The 19,435-nt window shown below is 69.3% G+C and carries 17 protein-coding genes; 13 read left to right on the top strand and 4 right to left on the bottom strand.

From position 1 onward, the window contains the following. Positions 1-124 precede the first annotated feature (124 nt). From ACFC1I_RS10110 to ACFC1I_RS10090, 5 genes are all read left to right on the top strand, one after another. Complete coding sequence (locus ACFC1I_RS10110; RefSeq protein ID WP_376008566.1) at positions 125-1,051, top strand: carbohydrate ABC transporter permease; 927 nt, start codon at positions 125-127, stop codon at positions 1,049-1,051. Beyond that, the gene (locus ACFC1I_RS10105) at positions 1,038-1,961 is read left to right on the top strand and encodes a carbohydrate ABC transporter permease (RefSeq protein WP_376008564.1); all 924 of its coding nucleotides are present in this window, start codon (positions 1,038-1,040) and stop codon (positions 1,959-1,961) included. Before ACFC1I_RS10110 ends, ACFC1I_RS10105 begins: the two co-directional genes overlap by 14 nt. A gap of 95 nt (positions 1,962-2,056) precedes the next feature. Next, positions 2,057-3,394 (top strand): ABC transporter substrate-binding protein, encoded by a 1,338-nt coding sequence (locus ACFC1I_RS10100; RefSeq protein WP_376008562.1) that lies wholly within the window; start codon positions 2,057-2,059, stop codon positions 3,392-3,394. Positions 3,395-3,609: 215 nt separating this feature from the next. After that, positions 3,610-5,466: a DUF6807 family protein gene (locus ACFC1I_RS10095; protein ID WP_376008560.1), complete on the top strand. Its 1,857-nt coding sequence runs from the start codon at positions 3,610-3,612 to the stop codon at positions 5,464-5,466. Further along, positions 5,463-6,569, top strand: coding sequence for a Gfo/Idh/MocA family protein (locus ACFC1I_RS10090; RefSeq protein ID WP_376008558.1), 1,107 nt, complete (start codon positions 5,463-5,465; stop codon positions 6,567-6,569). Before ACFC1I_RS10095 ends, ACFC1I_RS10090 begins: the two co-directional genes overlap by 4 nt. An 11-nt stretch (positions 6,570-6,580) precedes the next feature. Here ACFC1I_RS10090 and ACFC1I_RS10085 read toward each other — a convergent pair whose 3' ends face one another. Beyond that, positions 6,581-7,630 (bottom strand): LacI family DNA-binding transcriptional regulator, encoded by a 1,050-nt coding sequence (locus ACFC1I_RS10085; RefSeq protein ID WP_376008556.1) that lies wholly within the window; start codon positions 7,628-7,630, stop codon positions 6,581-6,583. A gap of 239 nt (positions 7,631-7,869) precedes the next feature. Here ACFC1I_RS10085 and ACFC1I_RS10080 point away from each other — a divergent pair, with 239 nt between their 5' ends. The 3 genes from ACFC1I_RS10080 to ACFC1I_RS10070 all read left to right on the top strand — a co-directional run bounded on the left by ACFC1I_RS10080 (position 7,870) and on the right by ACFC1I_RS10070 (position 11,242). Further along, the gene (locus tag ACFC1I_RS10080) at positions 7,870-9,213 is read left to right on the top strand and encodes an ABC transporter substrate-binding protein (RefSeq protein ID WP_376008554.1); all 1,344 of its coding nucleotides are present in this window, start codon (positions 7,870-7,872) and stop codon (positions 9,211-9,213) included. Positions 9,214-9,293: 80 nt separating this feature from the next. Then, positions 9,294-10,262 carry a carbohydrate ABC transporter permease gene (locus ACFC1I_RS10075; RefSeq protein ID WP_376008552.1) on the top strand — a complete coding sequence of 323 codons (969 nt, stop codon included), beginning with the start codon at positions 9,294-9,296 and terminating at the stop codon, positions 10,260-10,262. Beyond that, a complete protein-coding gene (locus tag ACFC1I_RS10070; RefSeq protein WP_376008550.1) occupies positions 10,259-11,242 on the top strand; it encodes a carbohydrate ABC transporter permease in 984 nt (327 codons plus the stop codon). The genes ACFC1I_RS10075 and ACFC1I_RS10070 overlap by 4 nt, the downstream gene beginning before the upstream one ends. A 75-nt stretch (positions 11,243-11,317) precedes the next feature. On the opposite strand, the gene ACFC1I_RS10065 is transcribed toward ACFC1I_RS10070, so the two are convergent. Further along, positions 11,318-11,992 (bottom strand): DUF305 domain-containing protein, encoded by a 675-nt coding sequence (locus tag ACFC1I_RS10065; RefSeq protein ID WP_376008548.1) that lies wholly within the window; start codon positions 11,990-11,992, stop codon positions 11,318-11,320. A gap of 9 nt (positions 11,993-12,001) precedes the next feature. Beyond that, positions 12,002-12,712: a DUF3105 domain-containing protein gene (locus tag ACFC1I_RS10060; RefSeq protein WP_376008546.1), complete on the bottom strand. Its 711-nt coding sequence runs from the start codon at positions 12,710-12,712 to the stop codon at positions 12,002-12,004. A gap of 467 nt (positions 12,713-13,179) precedes the next feature. On the opposite strand from ACFC1I_RS10060, the gene ACFC1I_RS10055 reads away from it, so the two are divergent. Then, positions 13,180-14,490, top strand: coding sequence for a multidrug effflux MFS transporter (locus ACFC1I_RS10055; protein ID WP_376009332.1), 1,311 nt, complete (start codon positions 13,180-13,182; stop codon positions 14,488-14,490). Between the two features lie 16 nt (positions 14,491-14,506). Here ACFC1I_RS10055 and ACFC1I_RS10050 read toward each other — a convergent pair whose 3' ends face one another. Beyond that, on the bottom strand, positions 14,507-15,004 hold the full coding sequence (locus ACFC1I_RS10050; RefSeq protein WP_376008544.1) for a nitroreductase family deazaflavin-dependent oxidoreductase: 498 nt from the start codon (positions 15,002-15,004) through the stop codon (positions 14,507-14,509). A gap of 253 nt (positions 15,005-15,257) precedes the next feature. On the opposite strand from ACFC1I_RS10050, the gene ACFC1I_RS10045 reads away from it, so the two are divergent. The 4 genes from ACFC1I_RS10045 to ACFC1I_RS10030 all read left to right on the top strand — a co-directional run bounded on the left by ACFC1I_RS10045 (position 15,258) and on the right by ACFC1I_RS10030 (position 19,378). Continuing rightward, the gene (locus ACFC1I_RS10045; RefSeq protein ID WP_376008542.1) at positions 15,258-15,923 is read left to right on the top strand and encodes a phosphatase PAP2 family protein; all 666 of its coding nucleotides are present in this window, start codon (positions 15,258-15,260) and stop codon (positions 15,921-15,923) included. Between the two features lie 4 nt (positions 15,924-15,927). Then, entirely contained in the window at positions 15,928-17,952 is a 2,025-nt protein-coding gene (locus ACFC1I_RS10040; protein ID WP_376008540.1) for a helicase HerA-like domain-containing protein, read from the top strand. Positions 17,953-17,997: 45 nt separating this feature from the next. After that, entirely contained in the window at positions 17,998-18,642 is a 645-nt protein-coding gene (locus ACFC1I_RS10035; protein WP_376008538.1) for a DUF305 domain-containing protein, read from the top strand. A gap of 124 nt (positions 18,643-18,766) precedes the next feature. After that, a complete protein-coding gene (locus tag ACFC1I_RS10030; RefSeq protein WP_376008536.1) occupies positions 18,767-19,378 on the top strand; it encodes a hypothetical protein in 612 nt (203 codons plus the stop codon). The last annotated feature ends 57 nt before the right edge of the window (positions 19,379-19,435 follow it).

Raw genomic sequence — 19,435 nt, 5'->3', positions numbered from 1 at the left:
CAAGAATGAGAAAGCGCATTCCAGAAAGCGCATTCTCACCCTCGAAGACGAGACCGGAGGATACGGTGACGACGACGCACCGACCCAGAACGCTGCCCCCGGGCCGCGCACGCGGGGAGTCCGCATGAGTGCGATCGGCGAGATCGGCAAGCTCAAGTCCGCGAAGGCCGACGGCAAGAAGCAGAACAAGGCCGCCTACCTCTTCCTCGCCCCCTGGTTCGTCGGGCTGATCCTGATCACGATGGGTCCGATGGTCGCCTCGTTCGGCCTCTCGTTCACGCGGTACAACCTTCTCAGCGCGCCGAAGTGGATCGGGTTCCAGAACTACGCCCGCATGTGGGAGGACGAGCGGCTGCACTCCGCACTCCAGGTCACCTTCACGTATGTGTTCGTGTCGCTGCCGCTGCAGCTCGCCGTCGCACTGTTCCTCGCGATCGTGCTCGACCGAGGCCTGCGAGGCCTGGCGTTCTACCGCTCGGCGTTCTACCTGCCGTCGCTCCTCGGCGCGAGCGTCGCGATCGCGATCCTGTGGCGCCAGATCTTCGGCGTCGACGGACTCGTCAACCAGGTGCTCGCGGTGTTCGGCATCCAGGGGCAGGGGTGGATCTCGAACCCCGACACCGCCCTCGGCACGCTCATGATCCTCAACGTCTGGACCTTCGGCTCGCCGATGGTGATCTTCCTCGCCGGTCTCCGGCAGATCCCGACGATGTACTACGAGGCGGCGGACGTCGACGGCGCCAGCCGCCGGCAGCAGCTGTTCCGCATCACGATCCCGCTGCTCACCCCGATCATCTTCTTCAACGCGGTGTTGCAGCTGATCGGCACGTTCCAGTCCTTCACCCAGGCGTACATCGTCTCGGGCGGCACCGGCGGCCCGGTGGACTCGACGCTCTTCTACACGCTGTACCTGTACCAGCAGGGCTTCACGAACTACAACATGGGCTACGCCTCGGCCATGGCGTGGCTGCTGCTGGTCATCATCGGCATTCTGACCGTCCTGATGTTCTGGACCTCGAGATTCTGGGTTTTCTACGATGACCAAGATTGACGACGCCGCCACGGCGGCCCCGCTCGCGACAGAGACGATCGTCACCGGTCGCCCGCCGCTCACCCGCCGGCGCAGCCCCTTCCGCAAGCCCATGGCGAGCGTCGTGCGCCACACGCTGCTCATCGCGCTCGCGCTCGCGATGCTCTACCCCGTGATCTGGATGGTCGTCAGCTCGCTGCGACCGAACGATGAGATCTTCCGCGATCCCAGCATCATCCCCGACAGCTTCGAGGTCTCGAACTACACCGACGGGTGGAACGCGCTCGCGTATCCGTTCAACGTCTACATGTGGAATTCGGCGCTGATCGTGATCGGCTGCATCGTCGGCAACCTGGTGTCGTGCTCGATGGCGGCCTACGCGTTCGCTCGGCTGTCGTTCAGCGGCAAGCGGTTCTGGTTCGCGGTGATGCTCCTGAGCATCATGCTCCCGATCCACGTCATCATCGTTCCGCAGTACGTGCTGTTCTCCCAGCTGGGCTGGGTCAACACGTTCCTGCCGCTCATCGTGCCGAAGCTGCTCGCGACCGACGCGTTCTTCATCTTCCTGATGGTGCAGTTCATCCGGGGCATCCCGAAGGAGCTCGACGAGGCCGCGCGGATCGACGGGGCGGGCCACCCGCGGATATTCGTGCAGATCATCCTGCCGCTCATGGTGCCCGCGCTCGCGACGACCGCGATCTTCACCTTCATCTGGACGTGGAATGACTTCTTCTCGCAGCTGATCTTCCTGACCAAGCCCGAGCTGTACACCGTGCCGCTCGCGCTGCGGTCGTTCGAGGACGCTCAGAGCTCCACCAACTACGCCCAGATGTTCGCGATGAGTGTCGTCTCGCTCATTCCGATCTTCCTGATCTTCCTGTTCGGCCAGAAGTTCCTCATCAAGGGGATCGCGACGACCGGGATCAAGTGACGCTCGCGTCACGCACCTCTTCGCGGGCCGCCGGGCCCACCCTCATCACACCGCACCAACACCACTCACCGACTTCGGTCGAAAGGATGCAAGACATGCGACGCACCACAACCGCACCGCGCTGGTTGCTGCTGACGTCCGTCGGCGCAGCGACGATGCTGGCGCTGACGGCGTGCGCGGGTTCGACGGAAAGCCCCGCCACCGGACCGACCCTGTCCGACGAGCCCGTGACGCTCAGCTTCACCTGGTGGGGCAATGATGTCCGCCACGGGATCACGGAGGAGCTCATCGCGGCCTTCGAAGCCGAGCACGAGAACATCACCATCGAGCCGCAGTACACCGACTGGGCGGGCTACTGGGACAAGCTGGCCACCACCGTGGCCGCGGGCGACGCCCCCGACATCATCCAGATGGACGAGAAGCAGCTCTCGACGTACGCCGCCAACGGCGTGCTGCTCGACCTCGGCACCCTCGGCGACCAGCTGCCGACGGGCGACTTCCCGGAGTCGGTACTCGGCACCGGCGCGCTCGACGGCACGCAGTACGGCATTCCGGTAGGCATCAACACCTACACCTACATGGCGAACGTCGATGTACTGGACAGCCTCGGCATCGAGCTGCCCGACGATGAGACGTGGTCGTGGGACGACCTCAACGAGGTCGCCGAGTCGGTGTCGGCCGCCGGCGGCGGCGCGGTCGTCGGCTCGCAGTCGTGGGGATTCGAGGACGGCGGCCTCAACAACTGGCTGCGCCAGCACGGCGAGTCGCTGTACGCCGAGGACGGCTCGCCCGAGGTCACCGCGAGCGAGAAGACGCTGGCCGCCTGGTGGCAGAACCTGCTCGACGTCACCGAGGCCGGCGGTACGCCCGTGCCGTCCGCGACGATCGAACGCGAGTCGGCCGGCCTCGCCGAGTCCTTCACCGCGACGAACCAATCGGCGTTCGGGCCGTGGTGGTCGAATCAGGTCGCCGCCCTGCGTGACGCGAGCGGCCAGAACCTGGTGCCGCTCATGGTGCCGACCCCCGACGAGGGCGAAGACGCGGCCGCGTACTACAAGCCGTCGATGTTCTGGTCGGCCTCGGCCAAGACCGAGCACCCCGCGGAGGTCGCGCTGTTCCTCGACTTCCTCGCCAACAGCGAGGAGGCGGCCGACCTGCTGCTCGCCGAGCGCGGTGTGCCGGCCAACGACAAGATCCGCGCGTACATCACGCCGAAGCTCGACGAGGTCAACCAGGAGGTCGTCGACTTCCTCGACAAGATCGCACCCCGCGTCGGCGACGCACCCCCGGCGACGCCGCCGGGCGGCGGCGCGATCGAGACGATCATCGACCAGCACACGCAGCGGGTGCTGTTCGGCGAGGTGACGCCCGAGGAAGCCGCCGCGAGCTTCATCGCGGAGCTGCAGCGGGCGCTCGACGACGCCGCGATCTAGCAGGCGATCGGGGTCGCGCCACCCGAGCGCGCGACCCTGCCGTCTCCAGGACTGTCCGGGGCCGGACCGAAGTGATGAGGGGTCCGGTCCCGGGCGGACGCGCCGCGGCGCGCCCGCCGGCCCTGGTCCGATCGGCAGCGCCGCCCGGAAGTCGTCCGGTCGAATGCGCCCCATCGCGCCCGTCGGCGCCCAAGATTGAGAGAGGAGGGGATTCCTTGAGCGAGGTAACGTCGCGCCCGATCACGATGGCGCAGGTCGCACAGTACGCCGGTGTGTCGCAGGCATCCGTGTCGCGCGTCCTCAACGGCGTCGCCACTGTCGACCCCGCCATCGTCGCGAAGGTCAATCGCGCGGTGGCAGCCCTGAACTACTCGCCGAGCGAGGCGGCACGCAGCCTCGTGCGGGGGAGCAGCCACACCATCGCGTTGCTCGTGCCCGATCTCGAGAACCCGATGTTCCAGGGAGTGCTGAAGGGACTCACCGTGGCCGCCGCCCGCGACGGCTACCGCGTGCTGGTCGCCGACAGCGCCGAGGCGGTGGGCGTCGAGGCCGACATCGCGAGCGAGGCGCGCAGCAAATGCGACGCGCTGGTACTGGTGTCGCCGCGTATGCCGGACGCCGAGCTGCGCGACCTCATCCAGCGGACGACGCCGGTCGTGGTGGTGAACCGCCGGGTCGACGACACCGCCGCGGCGCAGCTCTCGGTCGACTACACCACGGCCGTCAAGGAACTCGGGATGCACCTGCGAGGTTTCGGCCACCGCCGCATCGCGTACGTCGCGGGCCCCGCGCTCAGCTACGCGAACGAGCAGCGGGCGCTGGGGCTGGGGGAGCTCTCGCGTGAGCACCCCGACCTCGAGTTCCTCACCATTCCGGCCGGATCGAGCATGGAGGCGGGCTACGATGCAGCCGATGCCGTCCTCGAGACCGGGGCCACCGCCGCCATCGCCTTCAACGACCTCGTCGCGCTCGGACTCATGTCGCGTCTGCGCGAGGTGGGCGTCGAGGTGCCCGAACAACTCTCCATCGTCGGGATCGACGACATCCCGCAGTCTCGTTTCGCCGCCCCGCCGCTGACGACCATGTCGGTCCCGCGGATCGAGATCGGGCGGCAGGCGTGGAATCGCATGCGTCAAGCATTGGACGGCGAGAGCGCCGACCACCCTCTGTTCTACCGGCCCGTCCTCGTGGCGCGCCGAAGCTCCGGTCCGGCATCCCACGCCAGCGGCTGGGTGGGTCCCGCCCGTCCGGTCCTGCGGCTGGGATCCACCGTCGTCGCCCAGTACGAAGAGGGCGTCAACGTCGACTCGGTGCTGTCGCCGCGGCCGTACCTCGACGCCGTGATCTCGCGAACCGGAACCCCGCTCACCGTGACCGAGCCGACCGACCACCCTCACCATCTGGGTGTGAGCCTCGCAATCGCCGACGTCAACGGCACGTCCTATTGGGGCGGGCGCACCTACGTCCGCGGCGAGGGATCCGTGATGGTACCCAACCACGGCCGACAGCGCCGGGACCGCCTGCACATCGAGGGACACGCCCTCGACGAGCGCCTGAGCTGGGTCGACGAACACGGCACGACGCAGCTCGTCGAGGTGCGCGAACTGCGCTCCGCCGAGCTGGCGAACGGCTGGGCGCTGCGCTGGCGCAGTCACCTCAAGGCGACGCTCGATGCGATCACGTTCGGCTCTCCGGCGACGAACGGGCGCGACGGCGCCGGGTACGGCGGCATCTTCTGGCGGTTCGCCCCCGAGATCGCCCGGGTGTTCAGCCCCGCCGGCGACACCGAGCGCGACGTGCATGGGGCGGCGACGCCCTGGATCGCCTTCACTTTCCCCGAGCGCGGGACGACCGTCGTGCTGACGCAGGGTGAAGAGCGTTTGCCGTGGTTCGTGCGGTTCGCCGAGTACCTCGGCGCCGGGCCTTCCGTGGCGTGGGACGAACCGCGGACGATTCCCGAAGGCGGGGAGCTCGACCTCGAGCTCACGGCCTACGTGCTCGACGAGGAACTCGCCGACGCCATGGCCGTCGAGGCGGCCCTTCCCGCGCTGCGCGCCGAGGCGGGGCTGTGACCGTACGCCTCCGCGTGGGCGTGGCCGGAGTCCACGGCCACGGGCGCCGCCACGTAGACGCCGTGCACGCGGCACCCGACCTCGAACTCGTCGCCGTCGCCGACCCCCGGGGCGGCGGCGACGTTCCCTCCTCGGCGCGGGTGTTCGTCGATGCCGCCGCGATGATCGATGCCGAGCAGCTCGACATCGTCGTGCTCAGCACCCCGATCCCCACCCATGCCGGCCTTGCTCGCCTCGCGCTCGCGCGCGGCGCCCACGTGCTGCTCGAGAAGCCGCCGGTGGCGTCGGTCGCTGATCACCACGCTCTTGTCAGCGCGATGGATGCTGCGACCCGGGCCGTGCAGGTCGGCTTCCAGTCCCTCGGCAGCGCGGGGGTGGCGGCGACAGCGGATGCCGCGGCTTCCGGTGTCATCGGAGAGGTGCTGCACTTCGGAGCGGTCGGGCTGTGGTCGCGGTCGGAGGAGTACTGGCAGCGGGCGCCATGGGCCGGACACCGCGTCATCGACGGGCGACCCGTCGCCGACGGCGTCGCGACGAATCCGCTCGCGCACGCGATCGCCACCGCGTTCGCGATCGCCGGTGCCGCAGTCCCCGAGGATGTCGTCGGCATCGACGCCGACCTCCGCCGCGCGAACGATATCGAAACCGACGACACGTCGTCGCTCGTCGTCGAGCTGCGCGGGGGAGCGCGGATGGCCGCGGGGCTCGCGGTGACGGCTCCAGAGCGCCACGAGCCGTACGTGCTCGTGCGCGGCACGCGGGGCTTCCTCGTGTACGTCTACACCCTCGACACGCTCCACATCCATCGTGACGGCGCGGTGCTGCCACGCACCTACGCGTTCGACCGCACCGGACTCCTCGACGATCTCATCCGGCACATCCGCGACGGGGTCGACCTGCTCGCCCCGCTTGAACGCACCGGGGCCTTCACCCGCGTGCTCGAAGAGATCGTCACCGGTCCGCCGCCCACTCCGATCGATCCGGAACTGGTGCGGGTCGCATCATCCGTCGACGAGACGTTCCGCACGGTGATCGGTGTGGAGGAGGCGGTCGAGCGCGTGGCGTGGGAGGGGCGCACCTTCCGCGACCTCGGCGTGCTCTGACGCGGCACGCTTCAGGCGGTGCCCAGCGGGCCGACGCCGATGATCGCGGACGCATCGTCGTCGACCGGGGCGGTGGAGTTGCGGACCACCAGCGGCGACGACTCGTACAGCCGATGGGTGGGGGCGTCGGGGTCGTCGAGCTGCCACATGAGCAGCTGCACGGCGGCGCGCCCCTGCTGGTGAGGGCGCTGCTGCAGCGTCGTGAGCGAGAACATCTCGGCGTACGCGTGGTCGTCGATTCCCACGACGCTGAGCCGTTCGGGCACGCGGATGCCGAGGCGCCGCGCCGCGATGATCGCTCCGACGGCGACCTCGTCGCACACCCCGACGATCGCGGTCGGCCGCGTGCGTCGATCGCCGAGCAGTTCGACGGCGGCGCCGTAACCCCCGGGCATCGTCACCTCGGACTGGACATGACGAGTGGATGCCTCGAGCCCGGCCTCGCGCATCGCCGAGAGATACCCGTCCAGACGCCGGCCGTCGCCGAAGCTGGTGTGGCGTCCGTCGGGGTCGCCGCCGAGGAAGGCGATCTCGCGATGGCCGAGACCCAGGAGGTGATCGGTCGCGATGCGCGCGGCGGCCTCGTCGTCGATCGAGACGGCGTTGGTGCCGACGTCGTAGCCGCCGACGGCGACCACCGGCTTGCCGAACGCGACGAGCCGCTCGAGTTCGCGTGCGCTGGGCTCGATGCCGACCGCGATCAGGCCGTCGAACCTCTTGCGGGCGAGGAAATGCTCGAACATCTCACGGCGCGCAGCGGATTCGGGCGGCGCGCCGTAGAGCGCGAGGTCGTACCGGCGCTCGAGCAGCGCATCCTGGATGCCCTCGAGCACCTGCGCGAAGAACCACCGGTCGAGTGACGGCATCACGACGCCGACCGTCTGGGTGCGTCCCGTCACCAGGCTCACGGCGCTCGTCGTGGGCACATAGCCCAGGGCGGTCGCGGCATCCCTCACCCGCTGGCGGGTGCCCGCCGAGACGTAACCCGCACCGGTGAGCGCGCGCGAGGCCGTCGACTTCGAGACGCCTGCCGCCCGCGCAACGTCGGCGATGCCCGCCATCGGGTCCTCCTCGCGCTCCCGGGGACGCCGCCGTCGCCCGGGATCCTGGAACCGGTTCCAGGGACATTGTGCCGTGAACGTGCGCGAGGCGCCACCGTGATAGCAGGGTTTACCGAGTTGTGATCAGGGGTCATTGTGCGGGCCTTGCAGCATCCCCTAGTTTGAGCATGGAATCGGTTCCCGATCTCGTAAGAGCGGAGCCCGAGAGGCAGGCTCCGCCGACTCAAAGAGGAGGACGAATGAGTGTGCACAAGCGCGGTCGTCTGATCGCGATAGCAGCGGGAGCGGCGGTCGCAGCGCTCGCCCTCGCCGGCTGCACCGGCGACATCGAGGGGGGCGGCGGAGACGCCGACTGCTCCGACTACGAGGAGTACGGTACGTTCGACGGTGCCGAGGTCACCATCTCCGGGACGATCCTCGAGGTTGAGGCCGATGCGCTCGTGGAGTCCTGGGCGGACTTCGAGGAGTGCACCGGGATCGCCATCGACTACCAGGGCTCCGGTGAGTACGAGGCGCAGATCGCAGTGCTGGCCGAGGGCGGCAACGCCCCCGACATCGGCATCACGCCGCAGCCGGGCCTGGTGAAGCGTCTGGCTGACGGTGGCTGGCTGATCCCCGCTTCCGAGGCGGTCGAGGCGAACGTCGACAAGTGGTGGGACCCGATCTGGAAGACCTACGGCACGGTGGACGACGTGTTCTACGCCGCGCCGCTGATGGCGTCCATCAAGGGCTTCGTCTGGTACTCGCCGTCGGAGTTCGAGGAGAACGGCTGGGAGATCCCCACGACCATCGACGAACTCATGACGCTGTCGGAGCAGATCGCCGAAGACACCGGCCGTCAGCCGTGGTGCGCGGGCTTCGAGTCGGCCGAGGCCACGGGGTGGCCGGGTACCGACTGGATCGAGGACTACGTGCTGCGTCAGTCCGGCCCGGACGTCTACGACCAGTGGGTGTCGCACGACATCCCCTTCAACGACCCGCAGATCGTCGAGGCGTGGGACGGCGTGGGCGAGATCATCAAGAGCGACGACATGGTCAACGGTGGATTCGGAGACGTCTCGACGATCGTCGCGACCAACTTCCGCGACGCCGGCCTTCCGATCCTCGACGGCGAATGCTCGCTGCACCACCAGGCGACCTTCTATTCGTCGTTCTGGCCCGAGGGCACCGAGGTGGCACCGGACGGTGACATCTACGCCTTCCTCCTTCCGCCCGTCGACGCGGGCGCCGGTCAGGCGGTCACCGGTGGCGGCGAATTCCCCGTCGCGTTCCGCGACGCCGAAGAGGTCGAGGCGGTGCGCGCCTACCTCTCCAGCGACCTGTGGGCGAACAACCGCGTGAGCCTCGGCGGCGTCATCAGTGCGAACAAGGGTCTCGACCCGGACAACGCGGGCAGCCCGCTGCTGAAGCAGGGTGTGGAGATCCTCCAGGATCCCGACACCACGTTCCGGTTCGACGGCTCCGACCTGATGCCGGGCGCAGTCGGTGCCGACTCGTTCTGGAAGCAGATCGTGGCCTGGGTCACCGGCAACGCGACGACGCAGCAGGCGGTCGACGCGGTCGAGTCCAGCTGGCCCCAGTAGCGCGGATCCCGCATCCGTGAGGATCGGGGCGGGTCACGACCCGCCCCGATCCCCTCCTCGAAGACGAGAGGTGCACGCACATGACGACCGCCGATCTGATCGGAAAGATCCTTCAGGTGCTGATGGGGCTCGCTGTGTTCGCGGCGATCATCGGCATCCTGCTCTTCCTCATGAACCGCGCCCCGAAGAAGGGCCGGGACTACTGGCAGCTGACGTGGTTCCTGCTTCCGGCGGTCGCGCTGCTCGCGATCGGCCTGGTGTGGCCCGCGGTCCGCACGACCGGGCTCGCGTTCCTCGACAGCTCCGGCAACTTCAGCTGGACCAACTTCGCGTGGGTGTTCACCCAGCCGGCGGCGATCCGCACGCTCATCAACACCATCATCTGGGTGCTCCTCGTCCCCACGTTCTCGACGGGACTCGGGCTGCTCTACGCCGTCTGGATCGACAAGTCGCGCGGCGAGAAGTACTACAAGGCGCTCGTCTTCATGCCGATGGCGATCTCGTTCGTGGGCGCCGGCATCATCTGGCGCTTCGTGTACGAGTACAAGGCCGCAGGGCGCGAGCAGATCGGCCTGCTGAATGCGTTGGTGGTCGCCTTCGGCGGCGAGCCGGTGCAGTGGATGCAGACGGATCCCATCAACACCGTGCTGCTCATCGTCGTGATGATCTGGATCCAGACCGGATTCGCGATGGTCGTGCTGAGCGCCGCGATCAAGGGCATCCCGACCGAGCAGATCGAGGCGGCCCAGCTTGACGGCACCAACGCCTGGCAGCGGTTCAGCAACGTGACCGTCCCGGGCATCCGCGGTTCGCTGGTCGTGGTCGTCACGACGATCTCGATCGCGACGCTGAAGGTCTTCGACATCGTGCGCACGATGACCGGCGGAAACTTCAACACGAGCGTCGTCGCGAACGAGATGTACGTGCAGGCGTTCCGCGCCAGTGAGATCGGCAGAGGCTCGGCACTCGCCGTGATCCTGTTCCTCCTCGTCCTACCCATCGTCATCTACAACGTCAACGTGCTCCGCAAGCAGAGGGAGATCCGATGAGCAGTGTGGCTCCGGTCGACCTTCCCACCGAAGACGGGAAGGATGCCTACCAAGACGCCGCGGGAGCCGGCACCCAGGCCTCCCGCGTCAAGCGTCGCCTGACCTCACGAACGGCGACGATCGCCGCGCTGATCATCGCGGTCCTCTGGACGATCCCGACCTTCGGTCTGTTCATCTCGTCGTTCCGTCCCGCGGAGCTCATCGACACCACCGGCTGGTGGACGATCTTCCAGAACCCCGGGTTCACGCTCGACAACTACCGTGAAGTCCTGCTGTCGCCGTCGCGCTCCTCGCCGCAGCTCGGTGCGTACTTCGTCAACTCGCTCGCGATCGCGATCCCGGCCACGATCTTCCCGCTCGTGTTCGCGTCGATGGCGGCCTACGCCTTCGCGTGGATGAAGTTCCGGTTCTCGAACTGGCTGTTCATCCTGATCTTCGCGCTGCAGATCGTGCCGATCCAGATGGCGCTCGTGCCGCTGCTGCAGACGTTCTCGATCTGGCTGAAGCCCGGCATGGAGTGGCTGCACGACGTCGTGCCGATCATCCCCGCACAGAACTATCTGCCGCTGTGGATCGCGCACACCATCTTCGCGCTGCCGCTGACGATCTTCCTGCTGCACAACTTCATCTCGGAGATCCCGGGAGAAGTGATCGAGGCCGCTCGCGTCGACGGTGCGTCGCACAGCCAGATCTTCCTCCGTGTGGTGCTCCCGTTGGCGACTCCCGCCATCGCTTCCGTGGCGATCTTCCAGTTCCTCTGGGTCTGGAACGACCTGCTCGTCGCTCTGATCTTCTCGGGCGGCACACAGGACGTCGCGCCGCTCACGCAGCGGCTCGCAGAGATGATCGGCACCCGAGGGCAGGACTGGCAACGACTGACCGCCGGGGCGTTCGTGTCGCTCGTCGTGCCGCTGATCGTGTTCTTCTCGCTGCAGCGGTTCTTCGTCAGGGGACTGCTCGCGGGCAGCACGAAAGGCTGACAGGCAGAAGACGGATGTGGGGACCCGGCGCATGCGCCGGGTCCCCACATCCGTCAACCGGGTGAAGCGTCCGGGTCAGCCGGTGCAGCCGAGACGCGTCTGGATCGACTGCATCGCGTCGATCTCGGCGGTCTGGCCGTTCTTGATCGCGGTCGCGACCTCGAGGGCGCGCGGGTCGGTGCCGAGCTCGAGGAGAGCCTCGGCCATCGGGATCGCGCCCTCGTGGTGACGGATCATCAGCGTGAGGAACCGGCAGTCGGCCTCCTGGCCGGTCGCCGCCTTGAGCGCGGCGATCTCGGCCGCGGACGCCATGCCCATCGCCGCATGGGCCTCTTCGTCGGTCATCGGCTCGGCGGACGTCCCACCGTGCGCATGGCCCGCGTCCGAGGCATCCATCCACTGCATCATCGGGCCGCCGGACGGCGAGAGTCCCCACTTCACGAGCCAGTCGTACATCTCGCCGCGCTGGCCGGCCTGGCCGGTCGCGATGTCGTACGAGAGCACGCGCAGCTCGTCGTCATCGGTCTTGCGGTAGATGTTCATCGCCATCTCGATCGCCTGGGCGTGGTGCACCTGCATGTCGCGGGAGAACCCGGCCTCGGGCGAATTCGTGCCCGGCGCCGACGCGGTGGCCTGCGTGCCGAAGGTCGAGAAGCGCCCGACCGCGAACGCGAGACCCGCGATCAGGACGAGCGCGACCACGACGACGAACCACCGCCGGGGGTTCCCGGTCGTGGGCTCGTCCGACATGCCCCGGCCCTACTTCTTGCCGGGGGCTTCGAACGCGCCGGTGCAGGCCGCGTTCGGCTCGGGGGCGCTGGTGCTGTTCCAGTAGGCCTTGATGAACTCCTCGATGCGCTCGTCGTCGGCGGAGTCGAGCTTGAGCTGGGCGTTCCATGCGCTCAGCGCGATGGGGGTGTCCATGCCCTCATAGGGCGACAGCACCGTGTAGGTCGACGGCAGTGCGGCCTCGAGCTTCGCGACGTCGTCGTCCGAGACCTGCGCGGGATCGTACGTGACCCACACTGCGCCGTGCTCGAGCGAGTGCACCGCGTTCACGTTCGGCACCGGTTCGGTGTACACGCCGCAGTTCAGCCAGTACGCGTTGTGGTCGCCGCCGGCCGGGGGAGTCTGGGGGTATTCGACGTCGCCCTCGACGTGGTTCGCCGTGTTCTCGAACGTCTCGACGCCTTCGATGCTGCTGCCGTCGCTGTTTCCGCGGGCGTACGAGGGGGCGGGGGCGGGAGCGAAGACGATCGAGGCGACGATCGCGCCGACGACCAGCACCGCGGCGGTCGAGCCGACGATCCACCACACGAGCTTGCCGCGCTTGCGCTTGGCGAGCTGCCTCTGGTACTCGGCGAGCTTCTCCTGGCGCTTCTGCTCGCGCTGCTGCTTGACGGTGAGGTCGATCTTCGCCTGGGTGGCCGGATTGCCGCTCTTGCGCTTCTCGTCGGAGGTCGGGGTCATGCTCGTGATCTCTGCCAATCGATGGAACAGGGGTCTGGGCGCCCGGCTCGAGCCGTGTGAAGGCGGCTGGCGGGTTGCCCTCATCCTATGCGAGTGCATGAGTCCGACCCCTGAGAAGGAGCCGACAGCGGCACCGCCGACAGTGGCCCGCACCGCTGCGGGATACCGCTTGCGGGCGGGGTCGCGGCATCCGTTATCATGGGAACTCGAATCGATTCGACCTCGTGGTCGATCGTGCGGGCCCGGCGCGGATCTTGAGCGCCGGACGACCCGCGTCACCTCGGTCCGCTCCTCTCCTCGCGCGCCCAGTCCGGCATCGCCGGTGTCGACGCCGTTCCCTCTCGCACGCCGCCCCGTCGAACCCCGCCACGAAACGAAGTCCACTGTTGCTCGACACCGCCTCCATCCCCACTCAGAAGCCCGCAGCCCAGAAGCCTGACGCGCAGAAGCCCGACGCCGACGCCCAGGTGCCGGCTGCGCCCCAGCCGCACCCCTCGTCGACGGGCGCGATCCGCACGCTCGGGAGCAACCCGGCCACTGCGCCGATCGTGCTGCACCCGGGTGACTCGATCCCGCACCGCCGCCGGGTGCTGTACATCGTGCTGCTCGGCGCGCTCACGGCGCTGGGTCCGTTCACGATCGACCTCTACCTGCCGGCGTTCCCGGTGCTCGAGGCGGACTTCCAGACCACGGCAGCGATGATCCAGCTGACCCTCACGGGCACGATGATCGGCTTCGCGCTGGGCCAGCTCATCGTGGGGCCGCTGAGCGACAAGGTCGGCCGGCGCATCCCGCTGCTGTCGGTGACGGCGCTGCACGTCCTCGCGAGCGTCTGCGCGGCGCTCGCCCCCACCCTCGAGCTGCTCTCGGTCGCCCGCGTGCTGCAGGGTGCCGGCGCCGCGGCCGGCGGTGTCGTGGCGGCGGCGATCGTCCGCGACCTGTTCGGCGGGCGGCGCCTCGTCGTCATGCTGTCCCGTCTGGCGCTGGTCTCGGGCGTCGCGCCGGTGCTCGCGCCGCTCGTGGGCTCGGCACTCCTTGCCGTCATGCCCTGGCGCGGCATCTTCGTCGTGCTCGCCGTGTACGGCGCGGTCATGCTGATCGCGTCGATCGTGCTGCTTCCCGAGACGCTGCCGCCCGCGCGCCGCCACGAGAAGGGCGCGACCACTGTCTGGCAGCGCTATCGCAGCGTCTTCAGCGACCGCGTGTTCATCGGTGTGCTGATCATCGGCGGCATGACGTTCTCGGGCCTGTTCTCGTACCTGTCGAGCTCGTCGTTCCTGTTCCAGCTCAGCTACGGCCTCTCCCCGCAGGAGTACGGCCTCATGTTCGCCGTCAACTCGCTGGGCGTCGTCGTCGGCGTGCAGACGGCGTCGCGCCTCGCGTCGCGGTTCGGCCCGCAGTGGGTCATGGCGTGGTCGACCGCAGTGCTCGTGGTCGCAGCATCCGTCATCATCCTCACCGACCAGCTGGGCCTGGGCCTGTGGGGCACGATCGTGCCGCTGTTCTTCTTCATGACCGCGTGCGGGTTCACGTTCCCGTGCGTGCAGGTGCTCGCGCTCGACCGTCACGGCAAGGCCGCGGGCACCGCGCAGTCGATCATCGGTGCGACCAACTTCGGCGTCGCGGGTCTCATCTCGCCGCTCGTCGGCTGGATCGCGAAGGACGCCGGCATCACCGCCACCACGATGGCCTCGGTGATGGTGGGCTGCGCGGTCGTCGGCGTGCTGGCGCTGTGGCTGATCGTGCGCCCGCGCACGGTGGAGCGCCTCGCGCCCTGACCCGGGTCGGCCCGCGTCAGGCCTGCGGTCGCACCGGCTGCAGGCGGAAGAGGCGAACGGTGCGCCCGGACTCCCGCTCGTAGTTGCGGTAGCCGGGCCACTGGGACTCGATACGCGCCCACACCGCGTCGCGCTCGGACGGCGGCACCGGCGTCGCGCGCACGGGCATGCGGCGGCCGCGCACGGTGATCGCGGCGTCCGGGTGGGCGAGCAGGTTCGCCGTCCACGCGGGGTGATGCGTGCCGGCGAAGTTCGTGCCGGCGACGATGGCGCGGCCGTGGCCGTCGGGCGTGTACATGAGGGGGACGTCCCGCGGTGCGCCGGACTTCGCGCCGATCGTGTGCAGCACGAGCGACGGGACCAGCAGCGCGCTGAGCTGCACGCGTCCGTGCGACACCCGCGCGACGAACCGCTCGACCGGGGGCAGGAGCACCGGGCCGATCACCCGCCGGAACACCCGCGTCCGCGTGAGCGGCGCGACGAGCCTGCGCACCACGTCGACGACCGATGCCATGCTGTGCCTCCTCGCACTCGCGATGAGACCGCACGATAGCACCCGGTGCCATCCCGACTGCGCGCCCGCTCTCGTTCGCCGAGCCGACGCGCGTCGTCGCCGGGGCGGGTGCGGGCGGCCGATGGCGTCGGTTCGGGTGCCCGCGGTGGCGGGTTCGCTGTCGAGCCGACGCGGGTGGTCGCCGAGGTCCGGCATGCGGCGTGCCGGGCCGCAAGGGGGTGGCGTCACGGGGCCCGCCGGGCAGAATGGGGCGATGACGACAGTCCAGCGGCGCGTGGCGACGCCGGTGATCGCCTACCTGGCGGTCGGATCCGGGCTCGTGGTGCTGTCGTGCCTGCTCGGCTGGTGGATCTTCGCGCGCGGCGACGAGCCGTTCGCCGTCGACACGGCGTGGAACCTGTTCGTCGCCGAGCTCTGGCACCCCGCGCTGACCGGCTTCTCGCAGGTGATGAACTTCCTGGGCGGCGGCTGGTTCGGCGTGCTCGCGGTGCCGATCGGCTGCGCCATCGCGCTCATCGTGCTGCGACGGCCGTGGGCCGCCGCATACTTCCTCGCCGCCGAGGCCGTGTCGGCGGCGGGCGTGCAGGTGCTGAAGCACCTCTTCGGCCGCGTGCGCCCCGAAGACATCCTCATCGTCTCGGACTACGGTTCATACCCGTCGGGGCATGTGGCCAACGCGGCCACGATCGCGGTCGCCGCGGTGGTGATCTTCCCGCGCGTGTGGGTCGGGATCGTCGGCGCCGTATGGGTCGTGCTGATGGCGTTCAGCCGCACCTACCTGCACGCGCACTGGCTCAGCGACACCGTCGGCGGCGCTCTCCTCGGCGCCGGTGCGGCGTTGCTTGTGGCGGCGGCGTTCGCCGTTCCGATGGCGCGGGAGAGGATGGATGCCTCGGCCAAACGCCCGTGGCTAGGCTGAGCGCATGACCGCCTCCGCGCCCGATCCGTCTGCGTCCGATCCCACCGCGACCGATCCGGCCGTGGCCGCCGCCGAGGCGGAGCTCGCACGGCTCCGCGCCGAAGCCGAGGCCGCCGAGGCCCAGCTGAAGGCCGCGCAGGCCAAGGCGGCGCTCGCCGCTGCCGAGGCCGCCGCCGCGAAGGCCCGCGCCGCCGGCGCCGCCGCACCTGCACAACCCGCACAACCCGCATCCGTGCCCGCACCAGCCGAAGCCCCGGCCTCGACAGACGCGGGCCAGCCTTCGGGCTCGCCGGCCCAGGGGCCCGCGCGAGCGCCCGCCTCGGAGCCGACGACGCGGGCACAGACTCCCCAGCCGCCGATCTCGGAACCGCCACACGGCCCGCTCACCGCGCAAGAGGTCGAGAAGATCACCGCCGGGTACACGTTCGACGCCACGACGCCGACGCTCGATCTCGGCGCCCTTCTCAACGGGGACCCTGTTCCGTCGGCGCAGATCCGCATCCCGTTGCCGATGATGAACCGCCACGGGCTCGTCGCGGGTGCGACCGGCACGGGCAAGACGCGCACCCTGCAGGGGCTCGCCGAACAGCTCGCGGCGAAGGGCGTGCCCGTGTTCGCCGCCGACATCAAGGGCGACCTGTCGGGGGTCGCGACGCCGGGGGAGCCGAGCGAGAAGCTGCTCGCTCGCACCCGGGCGATCGGTCAGGACTGGAAGCCCGAGGCATCCGTCACCGAGTACTTCGCGCTCGGCGGCGTCGGCAAGGGCGTGCCGGTGCGGGCGACGGTGTCGGGTTTCGGCCCGCTGCTGCTGTCGAAGGTGCTGGGGCTCAACGACACGCAGGAGTCGAGCCTGGGCCTGGTGTTCCACTACGCGGACGCGAACGGCCTCGCGCTCGTCGACCTGTCGGACCTCCGCGCGGTGCTCACGCACCTCACGAGCGACGAGGGCAAGGCCGAGCTCAAGGAGCTCGGCGGGCTGTCGGCGGCGACGGCCGGCGTGATCCTGCGCGAGCTCATCACCTTCGCGGATGCCGGAGCCGACGTGTTCTTCGGCGAGCCCGAGTTCGACGTGGCCGATTTCCTCCGCACGGCACCCGACGGCCGCGGCGTCATCAGCCTGCTCGAGGTGCCCGGCGTCATCGACAAGCCGGCGCTGTTCTCGACGTTCCTCATGTACCTGCTGGCGGAGCTGTTCGAGATCCTCCCGGAGGTGGGGGATGCCGACAAGCCGAAGCTCGTCTTCTTCTTCGACGAGGCGCACCTGCTGTTCAAGGACGCGTCGAAGGACTTCCTCGCCGCGATCGTGCAGACGGTGCGGCTCATCCGGTCGAAGGGCGTCGGCGTGTTCTTCGTGACGCAGACCCCGAAGGACGTGCCCTCCGACGTGCTGGGCCAGCTCGGCTCGCGCGTGCAGCACGCGCTGCGCGCGTTCACCCCCGACGACGCCAAGGCGCTGCGCGCGACGGTCGGCACCTACCCGAAGTCGGGCTACGACCTCGAGCGCGTGCTGCAGGAGCTCGGCACGGGCGAGGCGATCGTCACGGTGATGAGCGAGAAGGGCGCCCCGACGCCGGTCGCGTGGACGCGGCTGCGCGCACCGCAGGGGCTCATGTCGCCGACGCCGGAGCCGGCGATCGTGGCGGCCGTGAACGCCTCGCCGCTGCGGGCCAAGTACGGCACGGCGATCGACCGCGAGTCGGCGCGCGAGGTGCTCGCGGCCAAGATGAAGGCCGCCGACGATGCGGCCGCCGCCGAGGACGCCGCCCTCGCGAAGGCGAAGGCCGATGCCGAGTACGCGAAGCAGAAGGCCGCGATCGACAAGCAGCAGGCCGCGGCCGACAAGGCCAGTGCCGCTGCCGACAAGAAGGCGCAGCAGGAGTACGAGCGGCTGCTCAAGAAGACGGCGGGCACGACCCGCACGTCGCGGTCGGCTCAGAAGTCGCCGATGGAGCAGATTCTCAACTCGAAGTCGACCCAGACGATACTGGGTGGGGTGATCCGCGGGATCTTCGGCACCGGCAAGCGCTGACGCATCCCGACCCCGGCGGGTCGCTCCCGATCCGGAAGGCCCCGCGTGCGCCGTAGAGCAGTCGTCGTCATCGCGCTGACGCTCGCCGTGCTGACGGCCGCGGCAGGCGTGTGGCTCGCCGTCTCGGCGTTCACTGCGGAGACGGATGCTGCGCCCTCGGCGTCCGCCCCGCCTTCGGCGTCGGCATCGCCGGCCTCGCCGGTGACCGCCGACGACTACTGCTACGTCGAGGCGATGATCTACTACCGGGTCAAGGAGCAGGAGCTCGCCGAGACCCTGCTGCGCAAGGACGGGATCGAGGCCGGTGCCCTGGGCTTCGCGACCGGCGTCGCCGCGCGCAACGAGGACGAGCTCGAGGACCTGCGGGCGTGGTACCTGTCGTGGGCTGACGCGCGCCCGGCCGAACCTCCCACCGAGGGGCCGTGCGGCGGTCACGGTTCCGACCACGCGCAGATGCCGGGCATGCCGTCGTGGAGCACGCTGCAGGGCTTCGTCGACGCACAGCACCCCGACGCCGAGCGCCGCTTCGCCGAGATCCTCCAGGCCCAGAACGCGGGCATGATCGCCCTCATCGGGGTGATCCTCGAGGGAGACCCGCATCCGGCGGTGGCCGAGTCCGCGCGCGACGTGCTGACGCAAGCCGAGGCCGACCAGGAGGCGCTGCAGGGGATCCTCGACGCCCTGCCCTGACCGCTCGGAGGTGGACGGCTGGGCGCGGGGCGGAGGCATCCGTTCCTCGCGGCATCGCGAGGCGGGCGAACGGATGGGACGGGGAGTCTATACGCGCGTGCGCCGGGTGGATACCATGTCGCCCATGCGTCGATTCCCTCGTGCGGCGGCTGGACTCGCCCTCTCTGTCGTTCTCGTGACCACGTCGGCCGTCGGTGCAGCGCAGGCGGCGCCGCCCACGCAGGCGGCGGCGGCGACGGCCACTCCGCAGCAGAGTCTGGTCACCAAGATCAAGACCATCGTCACGCCGTTCTACACCGACGCGCAGCTGTCGCAGATCCTGACCAGGCTGGCCGCGAACGTCTACGACGGCAAGCCCCTCGAAGCGACCTTCGACTCGCTGTTCCCCTCGTACGTCCTCACCCCGAACCAGACGCTCGCCGTCCTCACCCTGCGTGCCGGCGTGAGCCGGGATCTCGGATCGACGGCCGCCATCGACAAGAGCTACGCGGCCTCCATCCGCAGTGCCCAGGCGTCGTACAACCAGATGCTTCAGAAGGTCGCCACCATGAAGCGCAGCGGGCAGTCGAAGGCGAGATGCGCGGACGCGGTCTACGAGATCGCCTCGGCCACGCTCACCAGTGCCAAAGTCGAGCAGACGTTGAAAGACCTCAAGGCCGGCCTCACCGCGAAAGAGTGGCAGTCCCTCCGCACGCACGGCTCCGCCATGTTCCTGTGGAACCTGTACCGGCTGTAGTCCCAGCCGCGGCGGACACGGGCGGTCGCACCGGCCCCGAGGTGCCGCGCGAGGCAT

This window comes from Microbacterium sp. NPDC056044, from assembly GCF_042267145.1.
GTDB lineage: Bacteria > Actinomycetota > Actinomycetes > Actinomycetales > Microbacteriaceae > Microbacterium.
This window is presented reverse-complemented; position numbering and strand designations above follow the sequence as displayed.